Source organism: Rhizobium sp. CCGE 510 (assembly GCF_000292525.1).
GTDB lineage: Bacteria > Pseudomonadota > Alphaproteobacteria > Rhizobiales > Rhizobiaceae > Rhizobium.
In genome coordinates this window covers 341,430-358,459 of the sequence record NZ_AEYF01000044.1, presented here as the reverse complement: position 1 = coordinate 358,459, position 17,030 = coordinate 341,430, and the positions used below count along the sequence as shown (strand labels likewise).

The window sequence follows — 17,030 nt, the reverse complement described above, 5'->3', positions numbered from 1 at the left end:
GCATGATTGGGCTTTTTGGGGCTATGGCCTGGGGACGTAACGAATGAGCACATCCGTCATACTTCTGTGCCTTGTGGTGATCGGTGCCGCCGCCTATCTGGTCGCGCGCAGCCGGGCCACAGCACTTGCCGGGGGCCGGTCCTCCGCATTGCATTCACGGCCGGCCTATTACGGCGCCTATGCGGCGATCTGGGCGGTTCTTCCGGCCCTCCTCGTCCTCTGCGTCTGGCTCTCGGTCAGCCCCGGCATCATCCAGTCCTCGGTCCGCAGCAGCTTCCCTGAGGATGTCAAGGCGCAAGCCGCAGTCCAGCAGGATCTGGGTTATTCCATGGTGGCGACGGTCGCCCGCGGCCTGACGATGCTGACTGCCGATGAAACCGCCGCGGTCGCCGGCGCTCCGGCGGCACTCCAGGCCAAGCTCCTCGAAAAGGGTGTGCCGCTTGCCGGCCAGCCGCTACCTTACATGCTCGATGCCGCCAAGACGCTCAACGCCGAGAGCATGACGAGCCGCCTTGCCATGACGGTGGTGGTCTTCATTCTCGCCGTTGCCGGCGCTTTCTATGCGCTGCGCGCCATCGCGCCGCGCTTCCGCGCCCGTAATCGGGTCGAGCGCGTCATGCTCTGGGGCCTGCTGCTCGCCTCGTCGATCGCCATCCTGACGACGATCGGAATCGTGTTCTCCATGCTGTCGGAAGCTGCCCGCTTCTTTGCCGCCGTTCCTGCCGCCGACTTCTTCTTCGGCACCGTCTGGGATCCGCGTTTTGCCGGTGCCGGCAGCTCGTCATTCGGTCAGTTCGGCCTGATCCCGCTGCTGCTCGGTACGCTTTATATCGGCATGGTCGCCATGCTGGTCGCCGTCCCGGTCGGCCTTTTTGCCGCGATCTACATGGCCGAATACGCCTCGCCGAAGCTGCGCGGGATCGCCAAGCCGCTGCTAGAAGTGCTCGCCGGCATTCCGACGATCGTCTACGGCTTCTTCGCGCTCGTCACCGTCGGCCCGTTCCTGCGCGATTTCTCCGCTCAGATCAGCGGCCTGCTCTCCGGCAACTACACCAACTTCATTCAGGCGCAGAGCGTTCTGACCGCCGGCATCGTCATGGGCATCATGCTGATCCCCTACGTCTCCTCGCTGTCGGACGATATCATCACTGCCGTGCCGCGGACGCTGCGTGACGGTTCGCTCGGTCTTGGCGCCACCCGCTCCGAAACCATCAAGAAAGTGGTCTTGCCGGCCGCCCTTCCGGGCATCGTCGGCGCGCTTCTGATGACTGCCTCGCGCGCCATCGGCGAAACCATGATCGTGGTGCTGGCCGCCGGTGTTGCCGCCCGCATCCAGATCAACCCCTTCGAGCCGATGACGACGGTGACCGTCAAGATCGTCAATCAGCTCACCGGCGACCTCGAGTTCACCTCGCCGCAGACGCTGGTTGCCTTTGCCCTTGGCATCACGCTGTTCTGCATCACGCTTTGCCTCAACATCTATGCGCTCTACATCGTGCGCAAATACCGGGAGCAGTACGAATGACGGATATTGTTTCTCCCGCCGGGATAACCGTTTCTAAGGCGCCCACGCGCCGCGATATCGGCATCAAGCGCCGCTACGCCGCCGAACGCCGGTTCCAGGCCTATGGCATCGCCGCCATCTCCTTCGGCCTCGTCTTCCTGTTCATCCTGCTGTGGACGGTGATCGGCAAAGGCTACACCGCCTTCCAGCAGACGGCGATCACCCTGCCGATCGAATTTTCCGAGAAGACGATCGACCCGGGCAACAAGCGTGCGACCGATCCTTCGGTGCTGATCGCCGCCAACTATCCGGTTCTCCTGCGCGACGCGATCGTCAAGCAGCTGAACGTCAACGCCTCGAGCAAGCCTGATGTGCGCGATGCATCCGCCATGCTCTCCAAGGGCGCGCCGGTCCAGCTGCGCGACATGGTCGTCGCCGACCCGTCGATCATCGGCAAGACGGTCAATGTTACGGTGCTCGCGGATGCCAATGTCGACAGCGCCAACAAAGGCCAGATCGACCTTTCGGTCGATGAGAAGAACCGCAAGGTCAACGACAAGCAGGTGGGCTGGATGAACGAGCTAAAGGCGAGCGGCGCTCTCCACAAGCAGTTCAACACCGGCCTCTTCGTCAACGGCAATTCCAGCCGCCCGGAAGCCGCAGGCCTTGGCGTCGCCCTGATCGGCTCGCTCTACCTGATGCTGATCGTGCTGGTGCTGGCGCTGCCGATCGGCGTTGCCGCCTCGATCTATCTCGAGGAGTTTGCGCCGAAGAACAAGCTGACCGATCTGATCGAGGTCAACATCAACAACCTCGCCGCCGTGCCCTCGATCGTCTACGGTCTGCTCGGCCTTTCCGTCTTCATCAACTTCGTCGGCCTGCCGCGTTCGGCTTCGCTGGTCGGCGGCCTGGTGCTGACGCTGATGACCCTGCCGACGATCATCATCGCCACCCGTGCGGCGCTCCGCGCTGTGCCGCCGTCGATCCGCGCCGCAGCCCTCGGCCTCGGCGCTTCGAAGATGCAGATGGTGTTCCACCACGTTCTGCCGCTCGCCATGCCCGGCATCCTCACCGGCACGATCATCGGTCTGGCGCACGCGCTCGGCGAAACCGCGCCGCTGCTCCTGATCGGCATGGTCGCCTTCGTCGCCAACGCGCCGACCACGCCGCTCGATCCCTCGACGGCTCTGCCCGTGCAGGTCTATATGTGGGCCAACGAGGCCGAACGTGCCTTCGTCGAGCGGACTTCGGGTGCCATCATCGTCCTGCTCCTGTTCCTGATCGTCATGAACATGGGCGCCATCCTCTTGCGTCGTCGCTTCGAGCGCCGCTGGTAAACGGAGTACAAGATCATGAACATGTTGACGGAAGCTGCAGTTGAAAAAGCGCTGGATCAGAAGATGAGCAACGTCCCTTATAAGATGATCGGCAAGGATGTCTCGGTTTACTACGGCGAGAAGCGCGCGCTTTTCGATGTGAACCTGAACATCCGCGAAAACACCGTAACCGCGCTGATCGGCCCGTCCGGCTGCGGCAAGTCGACCTTCCTGCGGAGCCTCAACCGCATGAACGACACGATCGACGGCTGCCGGGTCACCGGCAAGATCACGCTTGATACCGACGATATCTACGATCCCGATATTGACGTCGTCGAACTTCGCGCCCGCGTCGGCATGGTCTTCCAGAAGCCGAACCCGTTCCCGAAGACGATTTATGAAAACGTCTCCTACGGCCCGCGCATCCATGGCCTGGCCAAGTCGAAGGCCGATCTCGACCAGATCGTCGAGACCAGTCTGCAGCGCGCCGGCCTGTGGAACGAGGTCAAGGATCGCGTGCATGAATCCGGCACCGGCCTGTCCGGCGGTCAGCAGCAGCGTCTCTGCATTGCCCGTGCCGTCGCCGTCAGCCCTGAAGTCATCCTGATGGACGAGCCCTGCTCGGCGCTCGACCCGATCGCCACCGCCAAGGTCGAGGAACTGATCCACGAGCTGCGCGAGAACTACACGATCGTCATCGTCACCCACTCCATGCAGCAGGCAGCGCGCGTCTCGCAGCGCACCGCCATGTTCCACCTCGGCAACCTCGTCGAGGAGAACGACACCGACAAGATGTTCACCAATCCCGACGATCCGCGCACCCAGGATTACATCATGGGTCGCTTCGGTTGATTTTGGCGACACCAAGCCTTCCCGTTATTCGAGGATAAAGCCCCATGGCATCGACACATATTTATTCTGCCTATGATGATGATTTGAAGTTCCTGTCCCGACGGATTTCCGAAATGGGCGGCCTGGCCGAGCAGATGGTTGCCGAGGCCGTCCGGGCGCTGGTCAACGGCGATACGGCACTGGCCCAGAAGGTCATCTCCGACGATGTGATCCTCGATCACGCCGAGCGCGAAATCGGCGACAAGGCGATCGTCACCATCGCCCGCCGTCAGCCGATGGCCTCGGACCTGCGCGAAATCATGGGTTCGATCCGCATCGCCGCCGATCTCGAACGCGTCGGCGACCTCGGCAAGAACACCGCCAAGCGCGTCATCGCCGTGCAGAGCACCGGCGTTCCGCGCAAGCTCGCCCGCGGCCTCGAGCATCTGTCCGAACTGGCGCTCGTCCAGCTCAAGGAAGTGCTCGACGTCTACACGACGCGCGCCGCCGACAAGGCCCATGCGATCCGTGAACGCGACAACGAGATCGACGCGATGTACACCTCGCTGTTCCGCGAGCTGCTGACCTACATGATGGAAGATCCGCGCAACATCACCAGCTGCACGCATCTGCTCTTCTGCGCCAAGAACATCGAGCGCATCGGCGACCACGCCACCAACATCGCCGAGACGATCTATTACATGGCGACCGGCGCACAGCCGGAAGGTGATCGTCCGAAGGACGACAGCGCCAACACCGTCGGCGCGGTCACGGAATAACCGCCCATAATACCAGCCGATTGCGCGCGCGCCCATTCGGGCGCGCAAAGAGGTCGCAGCCACCTTTCTGAATTTGCGCAGGATGCATTCTTGAATCACCCCGGTTTAAGGAACATGCGCGAGGAGACCGACAGGCATGATCCCGAGAGTTGCAGTTGTTGAAGACGAGGAAGCCTTGAGCGTGCTTCTTCGCTACAATCTCGAAGCCGAAGGCTTCGAAGTCGATACCATCCTTCGTGGCGACGAAGCCGAAATCAGGCTTCAGGAACGCACGCCCGACCTTCTCATCCTCGATTGGATGCTGCCCGGCGTGTCCGGCATCGAGCTCTGCCGGCGCCTGCGCATGCGGCCGGAAACCGAACGGCTGCCGATCATCATGCTGACGGCGCGCGGCGAAGAGAGCGAGCGCGTCCGCGGGCTTTCGACCGGGGCCGACGATTACGTCGTCAAACCTTTCTCGACCCCCGAGCTCGTTGCCCGCGTCAAGGCGATGCTGCGCCGCGCCCGTCCCGAGGTGCTGTCGACGGTGCTGAAATGCGGCGATATCGAGCTCGACCGTGAAACCCATCGTGTCCATCGCAAAAGCCGCGAAGTCCGCCTCGGCCCCACCGAATTCCGCCTGCTGGAATTCCTGATGTCGTCGCCAAGCCGGGTCTTCTCCCGCTCGCAGCTTCTCGACGGCGTCTGGGGCCACGATATCTACGTCGACGAGCGCACCGTCGACGTCCATGTCGGCCGCCTGCGCAAGGCATTGAATTTCTCCAACATGCAGGACGTCATCCGCACCGTCCGCGGCGCCGGTTATTCGATGGAAGCCTGAGGGTTTCCTATTTTTTGTGCCCGCGTCGGCCCCTCACCCTAACCCTCTCCCCGTAAACGGGGCGAAACGGGGAGAGGGGACGTGCCCGCTAGGGGCTAGCGAGGGACGGAGACGTCGCGGCATATCGCCTTCGCCCCGTTTACGGGGAGAAGGTGGCGGCAGCCGGATGAGGGGCAGGCACACCCAACCCCACTCACACAAAAAAACGGGCCTTCCAGCCCGTTTTTGCATGTCGGAAATACCTTACCCGCGCTCAGCTCGCCCGCGCCGCCGCCCGGCGGCGTTCGTTGACCGGCTGATAGGCGAGTTTCTGGTGATAGCCGCAATAGGGCGAGTTGTCGGGGGACTCGCAGCCGCAGAAGTGGAAGTCATCCTTCAGCGGATCGCCGACCGGCCACTTGCAGGTGCGTTCGGTCAGTTCCGTTAGGCCGAGGCGGCGGGAGATCGGCACGACCACGTTGCCTCTCGGCACGTATGTCGTTTCCTCGACCGTTTCGATCTCGATCTCTTCCTTCAGCATCGTTGCGCCCTGCTGGCGGGTAACGGTGCGGGTGGTGATCCGAGAGGCGAAGTTCGGCGCGCGCGGCGCCGATATATTGCGTTTCGGCGTTCGCGCCGCGTTGGCCGTGCCGCCGGCCTTGGCGCGGCCCGGAAGGTTCAGCCGATGCACCTTGCCGATAACGGCGTTTCTGCTGACGCCGCCAAGTTGTGCCGCGATCTGGCTGGCGCTCAGTCCTTCGGCCCAAAGCTTCGTGAGTTTCTCGACCCGCTCGTCTGTCCAGTTCATGCCCTGTCTCCACCTTCTGCGTTGGTGATGGCAGAATCCCTCACCGTTGCCTCGGAAGCTCCGAAACAAGAAACGCTTGATCAATTTTGGTGACTAGTTCCGCCGCATGCAGTCTAGTAATTGATCTTTAACCTAGTGTGAGCGTGACTCCGTGACAAGAGTCGCATGAATCCGGATGAATCGAATTCGGAGTTTTCCCCAACTTGCTGCCCCTGCGTGTCATTTCTGCAATAATGCCTGTTGAAGGTCGAAAATGCCGCTGTACAAGCTTGCTGCATACGCTAAGGGCGCAGTTTTGTTGACATTGCAGCGCGAAAAGGAAATAGTACCGCTGGCCGCCGCAAGGCGGCATTTTTAATTTTTCGGGCCTGGTTTTCTTAGCCGGGGTCCGTTGCTTGATAACTCTGATCGGGAGACCGCGCCATGGCTGAAGCCGCGCCGCTTTATGACACCTATTCTCGTGCCCCGCTGCGGTTCGAGCGAGGCGAGGGCGTGTGGCTGATCACCGAAAGCGGCGAACGTTATCTCGATTTCGGCGCCGGCGTTGCCGTCACCTCGGTCGGCCACGGCAACCCCCATGTGGTCGGCGCCCTGAAGGAGCAGGCCGACAAGGTCTGGCACCTCTCCAACATCTATGAGATCCCCGGCCAGGAGCGCCTGGCCAAACGGCTGACCGACGCCACCTTCGCCGACAAGGTGTTCTTCACCAATTCGGGTGCCGAAGCGCTCGAATGCGCGATCAAGACGGCGCGCCGCTACCAGTTTTCCAACGGTCATCCCGAGCGCTTCCATATCATCACCTTCGAAGGCGCCTTCCATGGCCGGACGCTGGCGACGATCGCCGCCGGCGGCCAGGAGAAATATCTCGAAGGCTTCGGCCCCAAGGCGCCGGGCTTCGACCAGGTGGCCTTCGGCGACATCGAAGCGGTCCGCGCCGCCATCACCGATGCGACGGCGGCAATCCTCATCGAGCCGGTGCAGGGCGAGGGCGGTGTGCGCCCTGCCACCCCCGAGTTCATGAAGGCGCTTCGCCAGATCTGCGACGAAAACGGCCTGCTGTTGATCCTCGACGAGGTCCAGACCGGCGTCGGCCGCACCGGCAAGCTCTTTGCCCATGAATGGTCGGGCGTCACACCCGACATCATGGCGGTCGCTAAGGGCATCGGCGGCGGTTTCCCGCTCGGCGCCTGCCTTGCCACTTCAGAAGCTGCCTCCGGCATGAAGGCCGGCACGCATGGCTCGACCTATGGCGGCAATCCGCTCGCCATGGCCGTCGGCAGCGCCGTGCTCGACATCATCCTTGCCGATGGCTTCCTCCAGCAGGTGCGCGACGTGGCACTGGTCTTCCGCCAGGGCCTCGCCTCGCTGAAGGATCGTTATCCCGACGTGATCGAGGATATCAGAGGCGAGGGCCTGCTGCTCGGCATCAAGGCTGCGGTTCCCGCAGCCGAGCTGCTGCAGGCGATCCGCGCCGCCCATCTGCTCGGCATCCCCGCCGGCGACAACGTCATCCGCCTTCTTCCGCCTCTCGTGGTCACCGCCGAGGAAGCCCGCGAGGGCCTTGCCCGCATCGAGCGCGCTGCCGAGAGCATTCGCGCCGCGAAGGTCAAGAAGACGGCTTGAAGAGATTGCCGCCTTCGGGCGCAGCACAGGTAAGAACATGGCTCCTAAACATTTCCTCGATCTTTCGGCCGTCACCTCAGCCGATCTCAGAACCATCATGAACGATGCGCTCGCCCGCAAGCAGGCCTTCAAGGCCGGCACGGGCGACAAGCCGCTCGCCGGCAAGATGCTGGCGATGATCTTCGAGAAGCCGTCGACGCGCACCCGCGTTTCCTTCGACGTCGGCATGCGCCAGCTCGGCGGTGAAACGCTGTTCCTGTCCGGCACCGAAATGCAGCTCGGCCGCGCCGAGACGATCGGCGACACCGCCAAGGTGCTGTCGCGTTATGTCGACGCGATCATGATCCGCACCACCGAGCATTCGCGCCTGGTGGAGCTTGCCGAGCATGCGACCGTGCCTGTCATCAATGCGCTGACGGATGACACCCATCCCTGCCAGATCATGGCCGATATCATGACCTTCGAAGAGCATCGCGGCCCGATCAAGGGCAAGACCATCGCCTGGACCGGCGACGGCAACAATGTGCTGCATTCGCTGGTCGAAGGCGCTGCCCGTTTCGGCTACCGCATGAACATGGCCGTGCCCCTTGGCTCGGAGCCCAAGGATCACTATCTGAACTGGGCCCGCAATGAGGGCGCCGAAATCATGCTTTGCCATGATGCCGACCGTGCGGTCGAAGGCGTCGATTGCGTGGTGACCGATACCTGGGTCTCCATGAATCAGGAACATCGGGCCCGGGGTCACAATGTCTTCCAGCCTTACCAGGTCAACGCGGCCTTGATGGCGAAGGCCGGCAATGATGCATTGTTCATGCATTGCCTGCCCGCTCATCGCGGTGAGGAGGTGACGGACGACGTGATCGACGGTCCGCAATCCGTGGTCTTCGATGAAGCGGAAAACCGCCTTCATGCGCAGAAGTCGATTCTTGCTTGGTGCCTGGGCGCGATCTGAACCATAATCGGACGCCGCGTGTGAAAACGCGCGGCCGCGCGAGCGAAGGGCACGCTGTCCCCTCGCTCTACAAACTAGGAGTGAATCCATGGCAGAAGCTGCAGCCGCCCTCGGCCAGTTCGATTTCGCCGGCGATGATCATGTCGTCCCCTTCCAGGTGGACGGGCTGGATGTGCGCGGCCGCGCCGTCCAGCTCGGCCCGATGCTCGACGCCATCCTCGAGCGTCATCATTATCCGGCCCCTGTCGCCCGGCTGCTCGCCGAAGTCGTCGTGCTGACGGTGCTGCTCGGCACCTCGCTGAAGTTCGACGGCAAGTTCACGGTGCAGACCAAGGGCGATGGCCCGGTCGATCTTCTCGTCGCCGATTTTTCGACGCCGGAAAATGTCCGTGCCTATGCCCGGTTCGATCAGGCGCGGCTCGACAAGGCCATTGAAGCTGGGCAAACCGAGCCGGAGCAATTGCTCGGCCATGGCATGCTCGCCTTCACCATCGACCAGGGCAAGTTCGGCCAACCCTACCAGGGCATCGTCGCGCTCGACGGCACCTCGCTGGAAGATATTGCCGGCGTCTATTTCCGCCAGTCGGAGCAGATCCCCACGCTCGTGCGCCTGGCTGCGGCCGAACTCCTCGATCGCGACGATGCCGGCAAGCCGCGCCATCGCTGGCGGGCCGGCGGCGTTGTCGCCCAGTTCCTGCCGGAAGCGCCGGAGCGCATGCGCCAGCCCGATCTCCACGGCGGCGACGGCGACACCGCCAGCCGCCCGCACGGCGAGGACGATTCCTGGACCGAAGCGCGTTCGCTGGTCGCGACCATCGATGCCGATGAACTCACCGATCCGCTGGTCGGAACCGAGCGGCTGCTGTTCCGCCTGTTCCACGAGCGCGGCGTCCGCGTCTACGAACCGCGCGCGGTCTTCGACCGCTGCAGCTGCTCGCGCGACAAGATCAAGGGCGTGCTGACAGGCTTCACTGCCGAGGAGATCGAGGCCAGCCAGGAAGACGGCGAAATCGCCGTCACCTGCGAATTCTGCTCGACCACCTACCGCTTCGAGCCGGCCGAACTTCAGCCGGCTGAGTAGTTCGCATTGATGGCTGCCCCTCACCCTAACCCTCATAGGCGCTAGGTTAGGGCGTAGACAACCAAGGCTATGGATGCGAATCAAACTCAAGATGTCGTTTTGACCCGCTATTTTGGACTCCTGGCCGAAGGTTGAAGCGCTGCTCCCGGTCGTCCGGGTGCCTAACCTAGCGCGTATGACCCTAACCCTCTCCCCGTAAACGGGGACGTGCCTTGCGAGAGGTGGGCGAGGAGCGGAGACGTTGCGGCATATCCCCTTCGCCCCGCCTGCGGGGAGAAGGTGGCGGCAGCCGGATGAGGGGCGGGCCTCCGCAATCTCCTGGGTCGGGCGTTTGCCCGTCAGTTCAGCACGCGCAGCAAGCCCGGTGAATCCAGCGAGAAGGCGGGGATGTCGACATCGAAGGTATCGCCTTCGTCCGTTTCCATCTGATAATGGCCGAACATCAGCCCGGAGGGGGTGTCGAGCGGGCAGCCGGAGGAATATTCGTAGGTGTCGCCGGGGCTGAGCCGCGGCTGTTCGCCGACGACGCCGGGGCCGGTGACCTCGTCCACCTGTCCGTTCTGGTCGGTGATATTCCAGTAGCGATTGACCAGGCGAACGGCGATGCCGGAATTGTTGCTGATGACAATCCGATAACCCCAGACATAGCGGTCGTCATCCGGATCGGATTGCTCCTCCAGATAGAATGGTTCGACGACGACTTCGATATCTTTTGTGAGGGCGCGATACATGCCTTGCACCTTAGTCAAGATATGTTACCCGTATCTTATAAGAGGCCCTGTCCGTCAAGAAACGGAACGTTGATCGTCACTAAAACGGTCGTGATCGAAGGTGTTTCGATCGTTAAGCCTAATTGGCAGTGTTAATTCCACTTCCGAACGCCGGCGCGACTGAACTTGTTCCCCCGGCCTCGCCGTCGAGGTCCGGCCCGGCCCTCGGCTTGGTGAGGTCTGGCGAGCCGAACCTTTGAAGTTCGGCCCTCCTTTATCCTTGGATCAGGCCGAGACCTTGGCAAGCGCCTTGGCGAAATCCTCGATCAGGTCGTCGGTATCCTCGATGCCGGCCGAAAGGCGGACCGTACCCGGGGAAATGCCGAGTTCGGCGCGCGCCTCTTCCGACAGGTTCTTGTGGGTGGTGGTCGCCGGATGGGTGATCAGGCTCTTGCTGTCGCCGAGATTGTTGGAAATCTTGATGATATCGAGCGCGTTCTGCAGCGCGAAGGCCGCATCCTTGCCGCCCTTCAGCTCGAAGGCGACGAGGGTCGAGCCGCCGGTCATCTGCTTGGCGATGATATCGGCCTGCGGATGGTCCTTGCGGCCGGGATAGATCACCGTGGCAACCTTGCTTTGCTCGGCCAGGAAATCGGCGATCTTTGCCGCATTCTCAGTCTGCTGCTTCACGCGCAGCGGCAGCGTCTCGATGCCCTTCAGCAGCGTCCAGGCGTTGAACGGCGACATGGCCGGGCCGGTATGACGGAAATAGTCGTGCAGGTTCTCGTCGATCCAGTCCTTGTCGGCCAGCACCACGCCGCCGAGGCAGCGGCCCTGGCCGTCGATATGCTTGGTGGCGGAATAGACGACGATGTGGGCGCCGAGATCCAGCGGCTTCTGGAAGAGCGGCGTGGCAAAGACGTTGTCGACGATGACCTTGGCGCCGACCTGGTTGGCGAGCTTGGCAACGCCTGCGATATCGACCACTTCGAGCGTCGGGTTGGTTGGGCTTTCAAGGAAGAACACCTTGGTGTTCGGCCGGATGGCCTTTTCCCAGTTGGCGAGATCCCGGCCGTCGACCAGCGTGCACTCGATGCCGTATTTCGGCGCCAAAGTCTCGACCACCCAGCGGCAGGAACCGAACAGCGCGCGCGCCGCGACGATATGGTCGCCGGCCTTTACCTGGCAGAGCACCGCCGCGGTGACGGCCGCCATGCCGGAGGCCGTGGCACGGGCGTCTTCCGCGCCTTCGAGCATGCACATGCGCTTTTCGAACATGTCGTTGGTCGGGCTGCCGTAACGGGCGTAGATAAAGCCTTCCGTCTCGCCCTTGAAGCGGGCTTCGGCCGCCTCCGAGGTCTCATAGACGAAACCCTGCGTGAGATAGATTGCTTCGGACGTCTCGCCATATTGCGAACGCAACGTTCCGCCGTGGACGAGTTGGGTTGCCGGGCGCCAGGTCTTGCTCATGCCATCACCTTCACATAACAAAAAAACCGGTCGCAAAAGCAGACCGGTTTCAACCCGGTCTTTTTAGCCACTTGTTTAACGTGGCTGCAAGCCGACCGGCCAAATCACCACGGGATAATTCTGCAATACTGCTGTTAGCTGCTTGCGTCAATTCCCCGTATTTGGTTTTGTCGGCGGCAAATGATGGATGAGGCATGATGGCTCGTGAAACGGGAATTCTGGCGGACCGCGCGATCGCAGCGCTGTTCGAGACGGGTCGTCTGATCTCCGAACGGGATCTGGACCGCGACCAGATCCAGCCGGCAAGCCTCGACCTGCGCCTGGGCGCCAAAGCAATTCGCGTGCGCGCCAGCTTCATGCCCGGCCCCTCGCATCTGGTGGCCGACAAGCTCGACCGTCTGAGCCTGCATGTGGTCGACCTTTCCGAAGGCGCGGTGCTCGAAACCGGCTGCGTCTATATCGTGCCGCTGATGGAGAGCTTGGCGCTGCCGGCCGACATGTCGGCCTCGGCCAACCCGAAGAGCTCGACCGGAAGGCTGGATATCTTCACCCGCGTCATCACCGACTACGCCCAGGAATTCGACAAGATCCCGGCCGGTTATTCCGGCCCGCTCTATCTGGAAATCAGCCCGCGCACCTTCCCGATCGTCGTACGCCGCGGCTCGCGCCTGTCGCAGATCCGCTTCCGCGTCGGCCATGCTTTGCTCAGCGAGCCGGAACTGTTGAAGCTGCATGAAAGCGAGACGCTGGTCGCCAGCAAACAGCCGAATGTGTCCGGCAGCGGCATCGCGTTGTCGATCGACCTTGCCGGAGATGAAGACGGCCTGATCGGCTATCGCGGCAAGCACCACACCGCCGTCGTCGATGTCGACAAGAAAGCCCAGCACGACATCTATGATTTCTGGGAACCGCTCTATAGCCGCGGCCGCAACGAGCTGATCCTCGATCCGGATGAGTTCTATATCCTCGTCTCGCGCGAGGCCGTGCATGTGCCGCCGGATTATGCCGCCGAAATGACCCCGTTCGATCCGCTGGTCGGCGAATTCCGCGTCCATTATGCCGGCTTCTTCGACCCGGGCTTCGGCCATGCGCCGGCCGGCGGCCGCGGCAGCCGCGCCGTGCTCGAAGTGCGCAGCCACGAAGTGCCCTTCATCCTCGAAGACGGCCAGATCGTCGGCCGCCTCGTCTACGAGCACATGCAGGAAAAACCGGTGAGCCTCTACGGCTCCGGCCTCGGCTCCAACTACCAGGCCCAGGGCCTCAAACTCTCGAAGCACTTCCGCATCTGACAGGTAGCACTCGACGCGACTTGACAGCGGCCCCCATCTGTTGGAAATCTCAGCGCATCGCGGGTGTAGCTCAATGGTAGAGCAGCAGCTTCCCAAGCTGAATACGAGGGTTCGATTCCCTTCACCCGCTCCAGCTGCCTTTCCAGCGATGTCCGACTAATCCCCAAAAAACCGGATCGGCTTGTACTGCCGATGCGCGATGATCAGGCTCCGGTCGGGCTGGATGATGTAGGTTTCTTCTACCTGCCGGCCGTATTGGTCGATGAAATTATGCGGGAAAGCGGAGCCAGCAGGTGATTTGGTGAGCTTGCTGCGTGGCTGGCCGTTATAGGTGATGCTGCCCGGGATCGGCTCAAGGCCCGGGCCGCTGTAGCTAACGGTGTTGCAACCGGCAAGAACGAGGATGGCGATAAGGCCGATGAGTGCGGGTTTCATGTCCATCCCTTCCGATGCCGCCGACGACGCGATCTTACTCTCTATTGGCGCTGGCGCATCACGCAAACGGCACGGCCAGTTTCAATCCTTCGAGAAGCACCGCTTGGAATGGCGTGATCGCGTCAGCACTTCCATTGCCGAAACCGCGGCGGTCTGCTAAATCGGCAGCGTCGAAAAAGGCAGGATCGGTTGAGGTAAGCCCGATTCCTTCCGTTGGAACGCAAGAGCGTTCTGGCGAAGCTCTGCTCCGTGGCCCATGGCACGAGAACCCGCGACGTGATCCGCATCAGATGCGGGATCCCGGCGGCATGCGGAGACGGCAAAAGGCAGTCCCGGGATTTTTTTGAACGGAGACTGTCATGCGCCTGAACCACCTCGATTTTCACGTACCCGATATCGCTGCGACGGCGGATTTCTTTATCCGCCATTTCGGCCTGACACTGACGGATATGCGCGGCAGCAACGGCCTCGCGATCCTCAGCGACGATGCCGGCCTCGAAATCGTCCTCAGCCACGCGATCGCCAAATTCGGCACCGCCGACCAGGTCGAACTGCAGCGCCAGACCTATCATCTCGGCTTCATCCTCCCCGAAAGGGCGGATGTCGATAGGGTGCATGCCGGGCTTGCTGCCGCCGGCGCGGCGCTCTCCGGTCCGCCGGCCGCCATGCGCGGCGGCTGGCTGTTTTACTGCACGGCGCCGGGGAATATCCTTGTCGAGGTCGGCTGGCGGCCGGGTTAGAGTAGCCGGACGGCTTCCGGTTCGGATCCGAAGGCCGCCCCTCACCCTAGCCCTCTCCCCGTAAAAAACGGGGAGAGGGGACGTGCCCTGCGAGACATTAGTGGGGAACGGAGAGGTTGCGACACACCCCCTTCGCCCCGTTTACGGGGGTCCGAAGGACGGGTCGAGACCCGTGGCTCGACCCCGGTCGGTGCCGGTAGGCGGATGAGGGGGGGCGGCGAATTCCTGGAGTGAGATAGTCCTTACCTCAATCGCCTCAGAATTCCGTCCAGTCGCCATCCTGGCTTTTCGGCGTGCTGCCTGCACCGAAGGCGTTAGCAAGCGACTGGCCGAGGGCGCGGGCTGGCGAGGCGGCCGGGCGGGCAGCACCTTCCCGGGCGACGCGGATCGTGGGTGCCTTGGCCACCGGGCGCGCGGCGGCGCGCGGGGCTGCGGCCGAGGGCCGGGTCGAGGCAATCGGTGCGGCGGCAGCAAAGCCGCCGGTGCCCGTCAGCCTGAATTGGCCGAGCAGGTTGTTCAGTGCCGTCGCTTCCGTGGCGAGGCTGTGGCTGGCGGCCGTCGACTGCTCGACCATCGCCGCATTCTGCTGCGTGCCCTGGTCCATGGTGTTGACGGCGGTGTTGATCTCCTGCAGTCCAATCGACTGTTCACGCGAGGCTTCGGCGATCGCGTGGACGTGCTGGTTGATTTCCTGCACCTCCTGGACGATCGCGTCGAGCGCCTTGCCGGTTTCGCCGACCAGCGAAACGCCGGTCTGCACATGCGTGCCGGAGTTGGTGATCAGGCCCTTGATTTCCTTTGCCGCCTTGGCGGAACGCTGCGCGAGTTCGCGCACTTCCTGGGCAACGACCGCAAAACCCTTGCCGGCATCGCCGGCGCGGGCGGCTTCGACGCCGGCATTCAAGGCCAAGAGGTTGGTCTGAAAGGCGATGTCGTCGATGACGCCGATGATGTTGGAGATCTCGCCCGAGGATTTTTCGATCTGCTGCATGGCGGAGACCGCCTTGCGGACGACTTCGCCGGATTTTTCGGCGCCGAGGCGGGTGCGGGCGACCAGCTGGCTCGCCTCCTCGGCACGCTTGGCGGCGTCGCGCACCGTCGTGGTAATCTCCTCCAGCGCCGCTGCCGTCTCTTCGACGGAGGCCGACTGCTGTTCCGTCCGCCTGGAAAGCTCGTCGGCGGAAGACCGGATCTCGTTGGCGCCGGCGCCGATCGCCCGGGCGTTGGCGCCGACCGTATGCAGGGTTTCGTTGAGCTTCTCGACCGAGTTGTTGAAATCTTCGCGCAGCGCATCGAGATGCGCGACGAAGGGCTGGTCGATATGCGAGGCAAGATCGCCGGCGGCAAGACGGCGCAGGCCGTCGCCGAGCGCCGTCACGGCACCTTCGAGTTCGGATGCTTCACGGGTTTTCTGCGCGTCGCGTTCGCGCCGCTCGCCGTCACTGAGGTTGCGGTCGGCTTCGGCGCGCGCCTCGATCCGCGCACGTTCGATCGCGTTGTCGCGGAAGATCGACACGGCCTTTGCCATCTGGCCGACCTCGTCGCCGCGCTCGAGGCCGCTGACCTCGCCTGTGGTATCGCCCTCGGCAAGCCGCGTCATGCGCAGGCGCAACTGCGTCATCGGGCCGGCAATGCCCATCTGCGCGACGACAACGCCGAAGCCGACGGCGGCGAGTACGGCGATGCCGATCAGAACGAAGCAGAAGACGATCCGCCCGTTGACCGAAGCCGAAAGCGCCTCGCCGCCGTCGTTGAGCATCGCCATCATCGCATCATTGTTGGCGATCATTTTCGGCGTCAGCGCATTGAGCTTGGCGTTGACCAGGGCAACATTCGCCAGCGCTCCGGCGCTGTCCTTGGCTTTGCTCTGCTCGATGATCTTGTTCGCAAGGGTTTCGATCTCATCGATTCCGGCCTGAATGTCATCGATCGCCGGCTTGCGGCTCGGCACCAGCGCCAGCGCATCCTTCATCCGGTCACGGGCCTGCGGCAGCCTGCTCGGCGCGGCGAGCGCTGTGGCAAAAGCCGGCGTATCGGGCTTCATGTCGGCGAGCAGGGTTACCTGCAGCACCGAGGCCACCACCGAGGCGCTGGCGCGTGCGCTCTGCATCGAGGCCAGCGCTTCATGATCGATGAAGGCGCTGTAGGCGGCATCCGCACGGCGAAACTCGGCAATGACATAGATCAGCCCCGCCATCGTGATCAGCCCCAACAGCGCCACGACCGATATGATTTTCGTGCGGATTTTCAGATGCTTCAACATGGAAATGTCACCCGGTTGACCGGGCGTCGCACGCCCGGTGCTTTGAAATCAATTGTTGCAAACAGAGTGCCGCGAGTGTCGCAGCTCAGGATTATGGCGGGGTTGACGCATGCATCATGTAATCGGCCGGCGGGTCCGTGTCGTCGTCGCAAATAGAGGCGATATTCTTTAATTCCGCGCTAACGGCAGGGCGGCGTCGCGGTGATTTTTGGGGACAAGGAGGGCACGTGCCATGCGAAAGCGAGCGCGGGACGGAGAGGTGAGGGCACCAAGACCACGCCTCGCCCCGGCAGTCGAGAGCCTCATCCTGAGGCGTCCCGCAGGGGCCTCGAAGGACGGGGGCGGGCATTCAGGCGTTGGAGGGACGCAAGGAGCGGCGTTGCGGCGTGTCCTTCGAGGCTTCAGCCTTCGGCTTCCACGCCTCAGGATG

Annotated in this window: 16 protein-coding genes, 1 tRNA gene and 1 riboswitch; of the genes, 12 read left to right on the top strand and 5 right to left on the bottom strand. The window is 62.9% G+C overall.

What is annotated here, in order from left to right; genetic code table 11:
- Positions 1-43 precede the first annotated feature (43 nt).
- From pstC to phoB, 5 genes are all read left to right on the top strand, one after another.
- On the top strand, positions 44-1,525 hold the full coding sequence (pstC, locus tag RCCGE510_RS21805; protein WP_007633578.1) for a phosphate ABC transporter permease subunit PstC: 1,482 nt from the start codon (positions 44-46) through the stop codon (positions 1,523-1,525).
- Entirely contained in the window at positions 1,522-2,841 is a 1,320-nt protein-coding gene (gene pstA, locus RCCGE510_RS21800; protein ID WP_007633577.1) for a phosphate ABC transporter permease PstA, read from the top strand. The genes pstC and pstA overlap by 4 nt, the downstream gene beginning before the upstream one ends.
- A 15-nt stretch (positions 2,842-2,856) precedes the next feature.
- A complete protein-coding gene (pstB, locus tag RCCGE510_RS21795; RefSeq protein WP_007633576.1) occupies positions 2,857-3,672 on the top strand; it encodes a phosphate ABC transporter ATP-binding protein PstB in 816 nt (271 codons plus the stop codon).
- 44 nt (positions 3,673-3,716) lie between these two features.
- Positions 3,717-4,430, top strand: a complete 714-nt coding sequence (gene phoU / locus RCCGE510_RS21790; RefSeq protein WP_007633574.1) for a phosphate signaling complex protein PhoU — start codon at positions 3,717-3,719, stop codon at positions 4,428-4,430.
- 136 nt (positions 4,431-4,566) lie between these two features.
- Positions 4,567-5,250, top strand: coding sequence for a phosphate regulon transcriptional regulator PhoB (phoB, locus tag RCCGE510_RS21785; protein WP_007633570.1), 684 nt, complete (start codon positions 4,567-4,569; stop codon positions 5,248-5,250).
- Between the two features lie 253 nt (positions 5,251-5,503).
- Here phoB and RCCGE510_RS21780 read toward each other — a convergent pair whose 3' ends face one another.
- Entirely contained in the window at positions 5,504-6,037 is a 534-nt protein-coding gene (locus RCCGE510_RS21780; protein ID WP_007633569.1) for a GcrA family cell cycle regulator, read from the bottom strand.
- Positions 6,038-6,460: 423 nt separating this feature from the next.
- On the opposite strand from RCCGE510_RS21780, the gene RCCGE510_RS21775 reads away from it, so the two are divergent.
- The 3 genes from RCCGE510_RS21775 to RCCGE510_RS21765 all read left to right on the top strand — a co-directional run bounded on the left by RCCGE510_RS21775 (position 6,461) and on the right by RCCGE510_RS21765 (position 9,693).
- Entirely contained in the window at positions 6,461-7,660 is a 1,200-nt protein-coding gene (locus tag RCCGE510_RS21775) for an aspartate aminotransferase family protein (protein WP_007633568.1), read from the top strand.
- Between the two features lie 37 nt (positions 7,661-7,697).
- Positions 7,698-8,612, top strand: coding sequence for an ornithine carbamoyltransferase (gene argF / locus RCCGE510_RS21770; RefSeq protein ID WP_007633567.1), 915 nt, complete (start codon positions 7,698-7,700; stop codon positions 8,610-8,612).
- Between the two features lie 88 nt (positions 8,613-8,700).
- Positions 8,701-9,693 (top strand): Hsp33 family molecular chaperone, encoded by a 993-nt coding sequence (locus RCCGE510_RS21765; protein WP_007633566.1) that lies wholly within the window; start codon positions 8,701-8,703, stop codon positions 9,691-9,693.
- A gap of 338 nt (positions 9,694-10,031) precedes the next feature.
- Here the strand turns inward: RCCGE510_RS21765 and apaG are convergent, their stop codons facing one another.
- Positions 10,032-10,424: a Co2+/Mg2+ efflux protein ApaG gene (gene apaG, locus RCCGE510_RS21760; RefSeq protein WP_007633565.1), complete on the bottom strand. Its 393-nt coding sequence runs from the start codon at positions 10,422-10,424 to the stop codon at positions 10,032-10,034.
- 264 nt (positions 10,425-10,688) lie between these two features.
- Complete coding sequence (locus RCCGE510_RS21755; RefSeq protein ID WP_007633564.1) at positions 10,689-11,873, bottom strand: O-succinylhomoserine sulfhydrylase; 1,185 nt, start codon at positions 11,871-11,873, stop codon at positions 10,689-10,691.
- Between the two features lie 42 nt (positions 11,874-11,915).
- Positions 11,916-11,994: riboswitch (SAM riboswitch) on the bottom strand.
- Positions 11,995-12,067: 73 nt separating this feature from the next.
- Between RCCGE510_RS21755 and RCCGE510_RS21750 the strand changes: the two genes are divergently transcribed.
- Complete coding sequence (locus RCCGE510_RS21750) at positions 12,068-13,162, top strand: 2'-deoxycytidine 5'-triphosphate deaminase (RefSeq protein WP_037079403.1); 1,095 nt, start codon at positions 12,068-12,070, stop codon at positions 13,160-13,162.
- A gap of 59 nt (positions 13,163-13,221) precedes the next feature.
- Positions 13,222-13,295 (top strand) — tRNA-Gly (locus RCCGE510_RS21745).
- 23 nt (positions 13,296-13,318) lie between these two features.
- Here the strand turns inward: RCCGE510_RS21745 and RCCGE510_RS21740 are convergent.
- Positions 13,319-13,597, bottom strand: coding sequence for a hypothetical protein (locus tag RCCGE510_RS21740; RefSeq protein ID WP_007633561.1), 279 nt, complete (start codon positions 13,595-13,597; stop codon positions 13,319-13,321).
- Between RCCGE510_RS21740 and RCCGE510_RS35250 the strand changes: the two genes are divergently transcribed.
- Entirely contained in the window at positions 13,596-13,757 is a 162-nt protein-coding gene (locus RCCGE510_RS35250) for a hypothetical protein (protein ID WP_192815337.1), read from the top strand. The two genes, RCCGE510_RS21740 and RCCGE510_RS35250, sit on opposite strands and share 2 nt — an antisense overlap.
- 199 nt (positions 13,758-13,956) lie before the next feature.
- Positions 13,957-14,337 carry a VOC family protein gene (locus RCCGE510_RS21735; RefSeq protein ID WP_007633553.1) on the top strand — a complete coding sequence of 127 codons (381 nt, stop codon included), beginning with the start codon at positions 13,957-13,959 and terminating at the stop codon, positions 14,335-14,337.
- Between the two features lie 256 nt (positions 14,338-14,593).
- Here the strand turns inward: RCCGE510_RS21735 and RCCGE510_RS21730 are convergent, their stop codons facing one another.
- Positions 14,594-16,600 carry a methyl-accepting chemotaxis protein gene (locus tag RCCGE510_RS21730; RefSeq protein WP_007633552.1) on the bottom strand — a complete coding sequence of 669 codons (2,007 nt, stop codon included), beginning with the start codon at positions 16,598-16,600 and terminating at the stop codon, positions 14,594-14,596.
- Between the last annotated feature and the right edge of the window lie 430 nt (positions 16,601-17,030).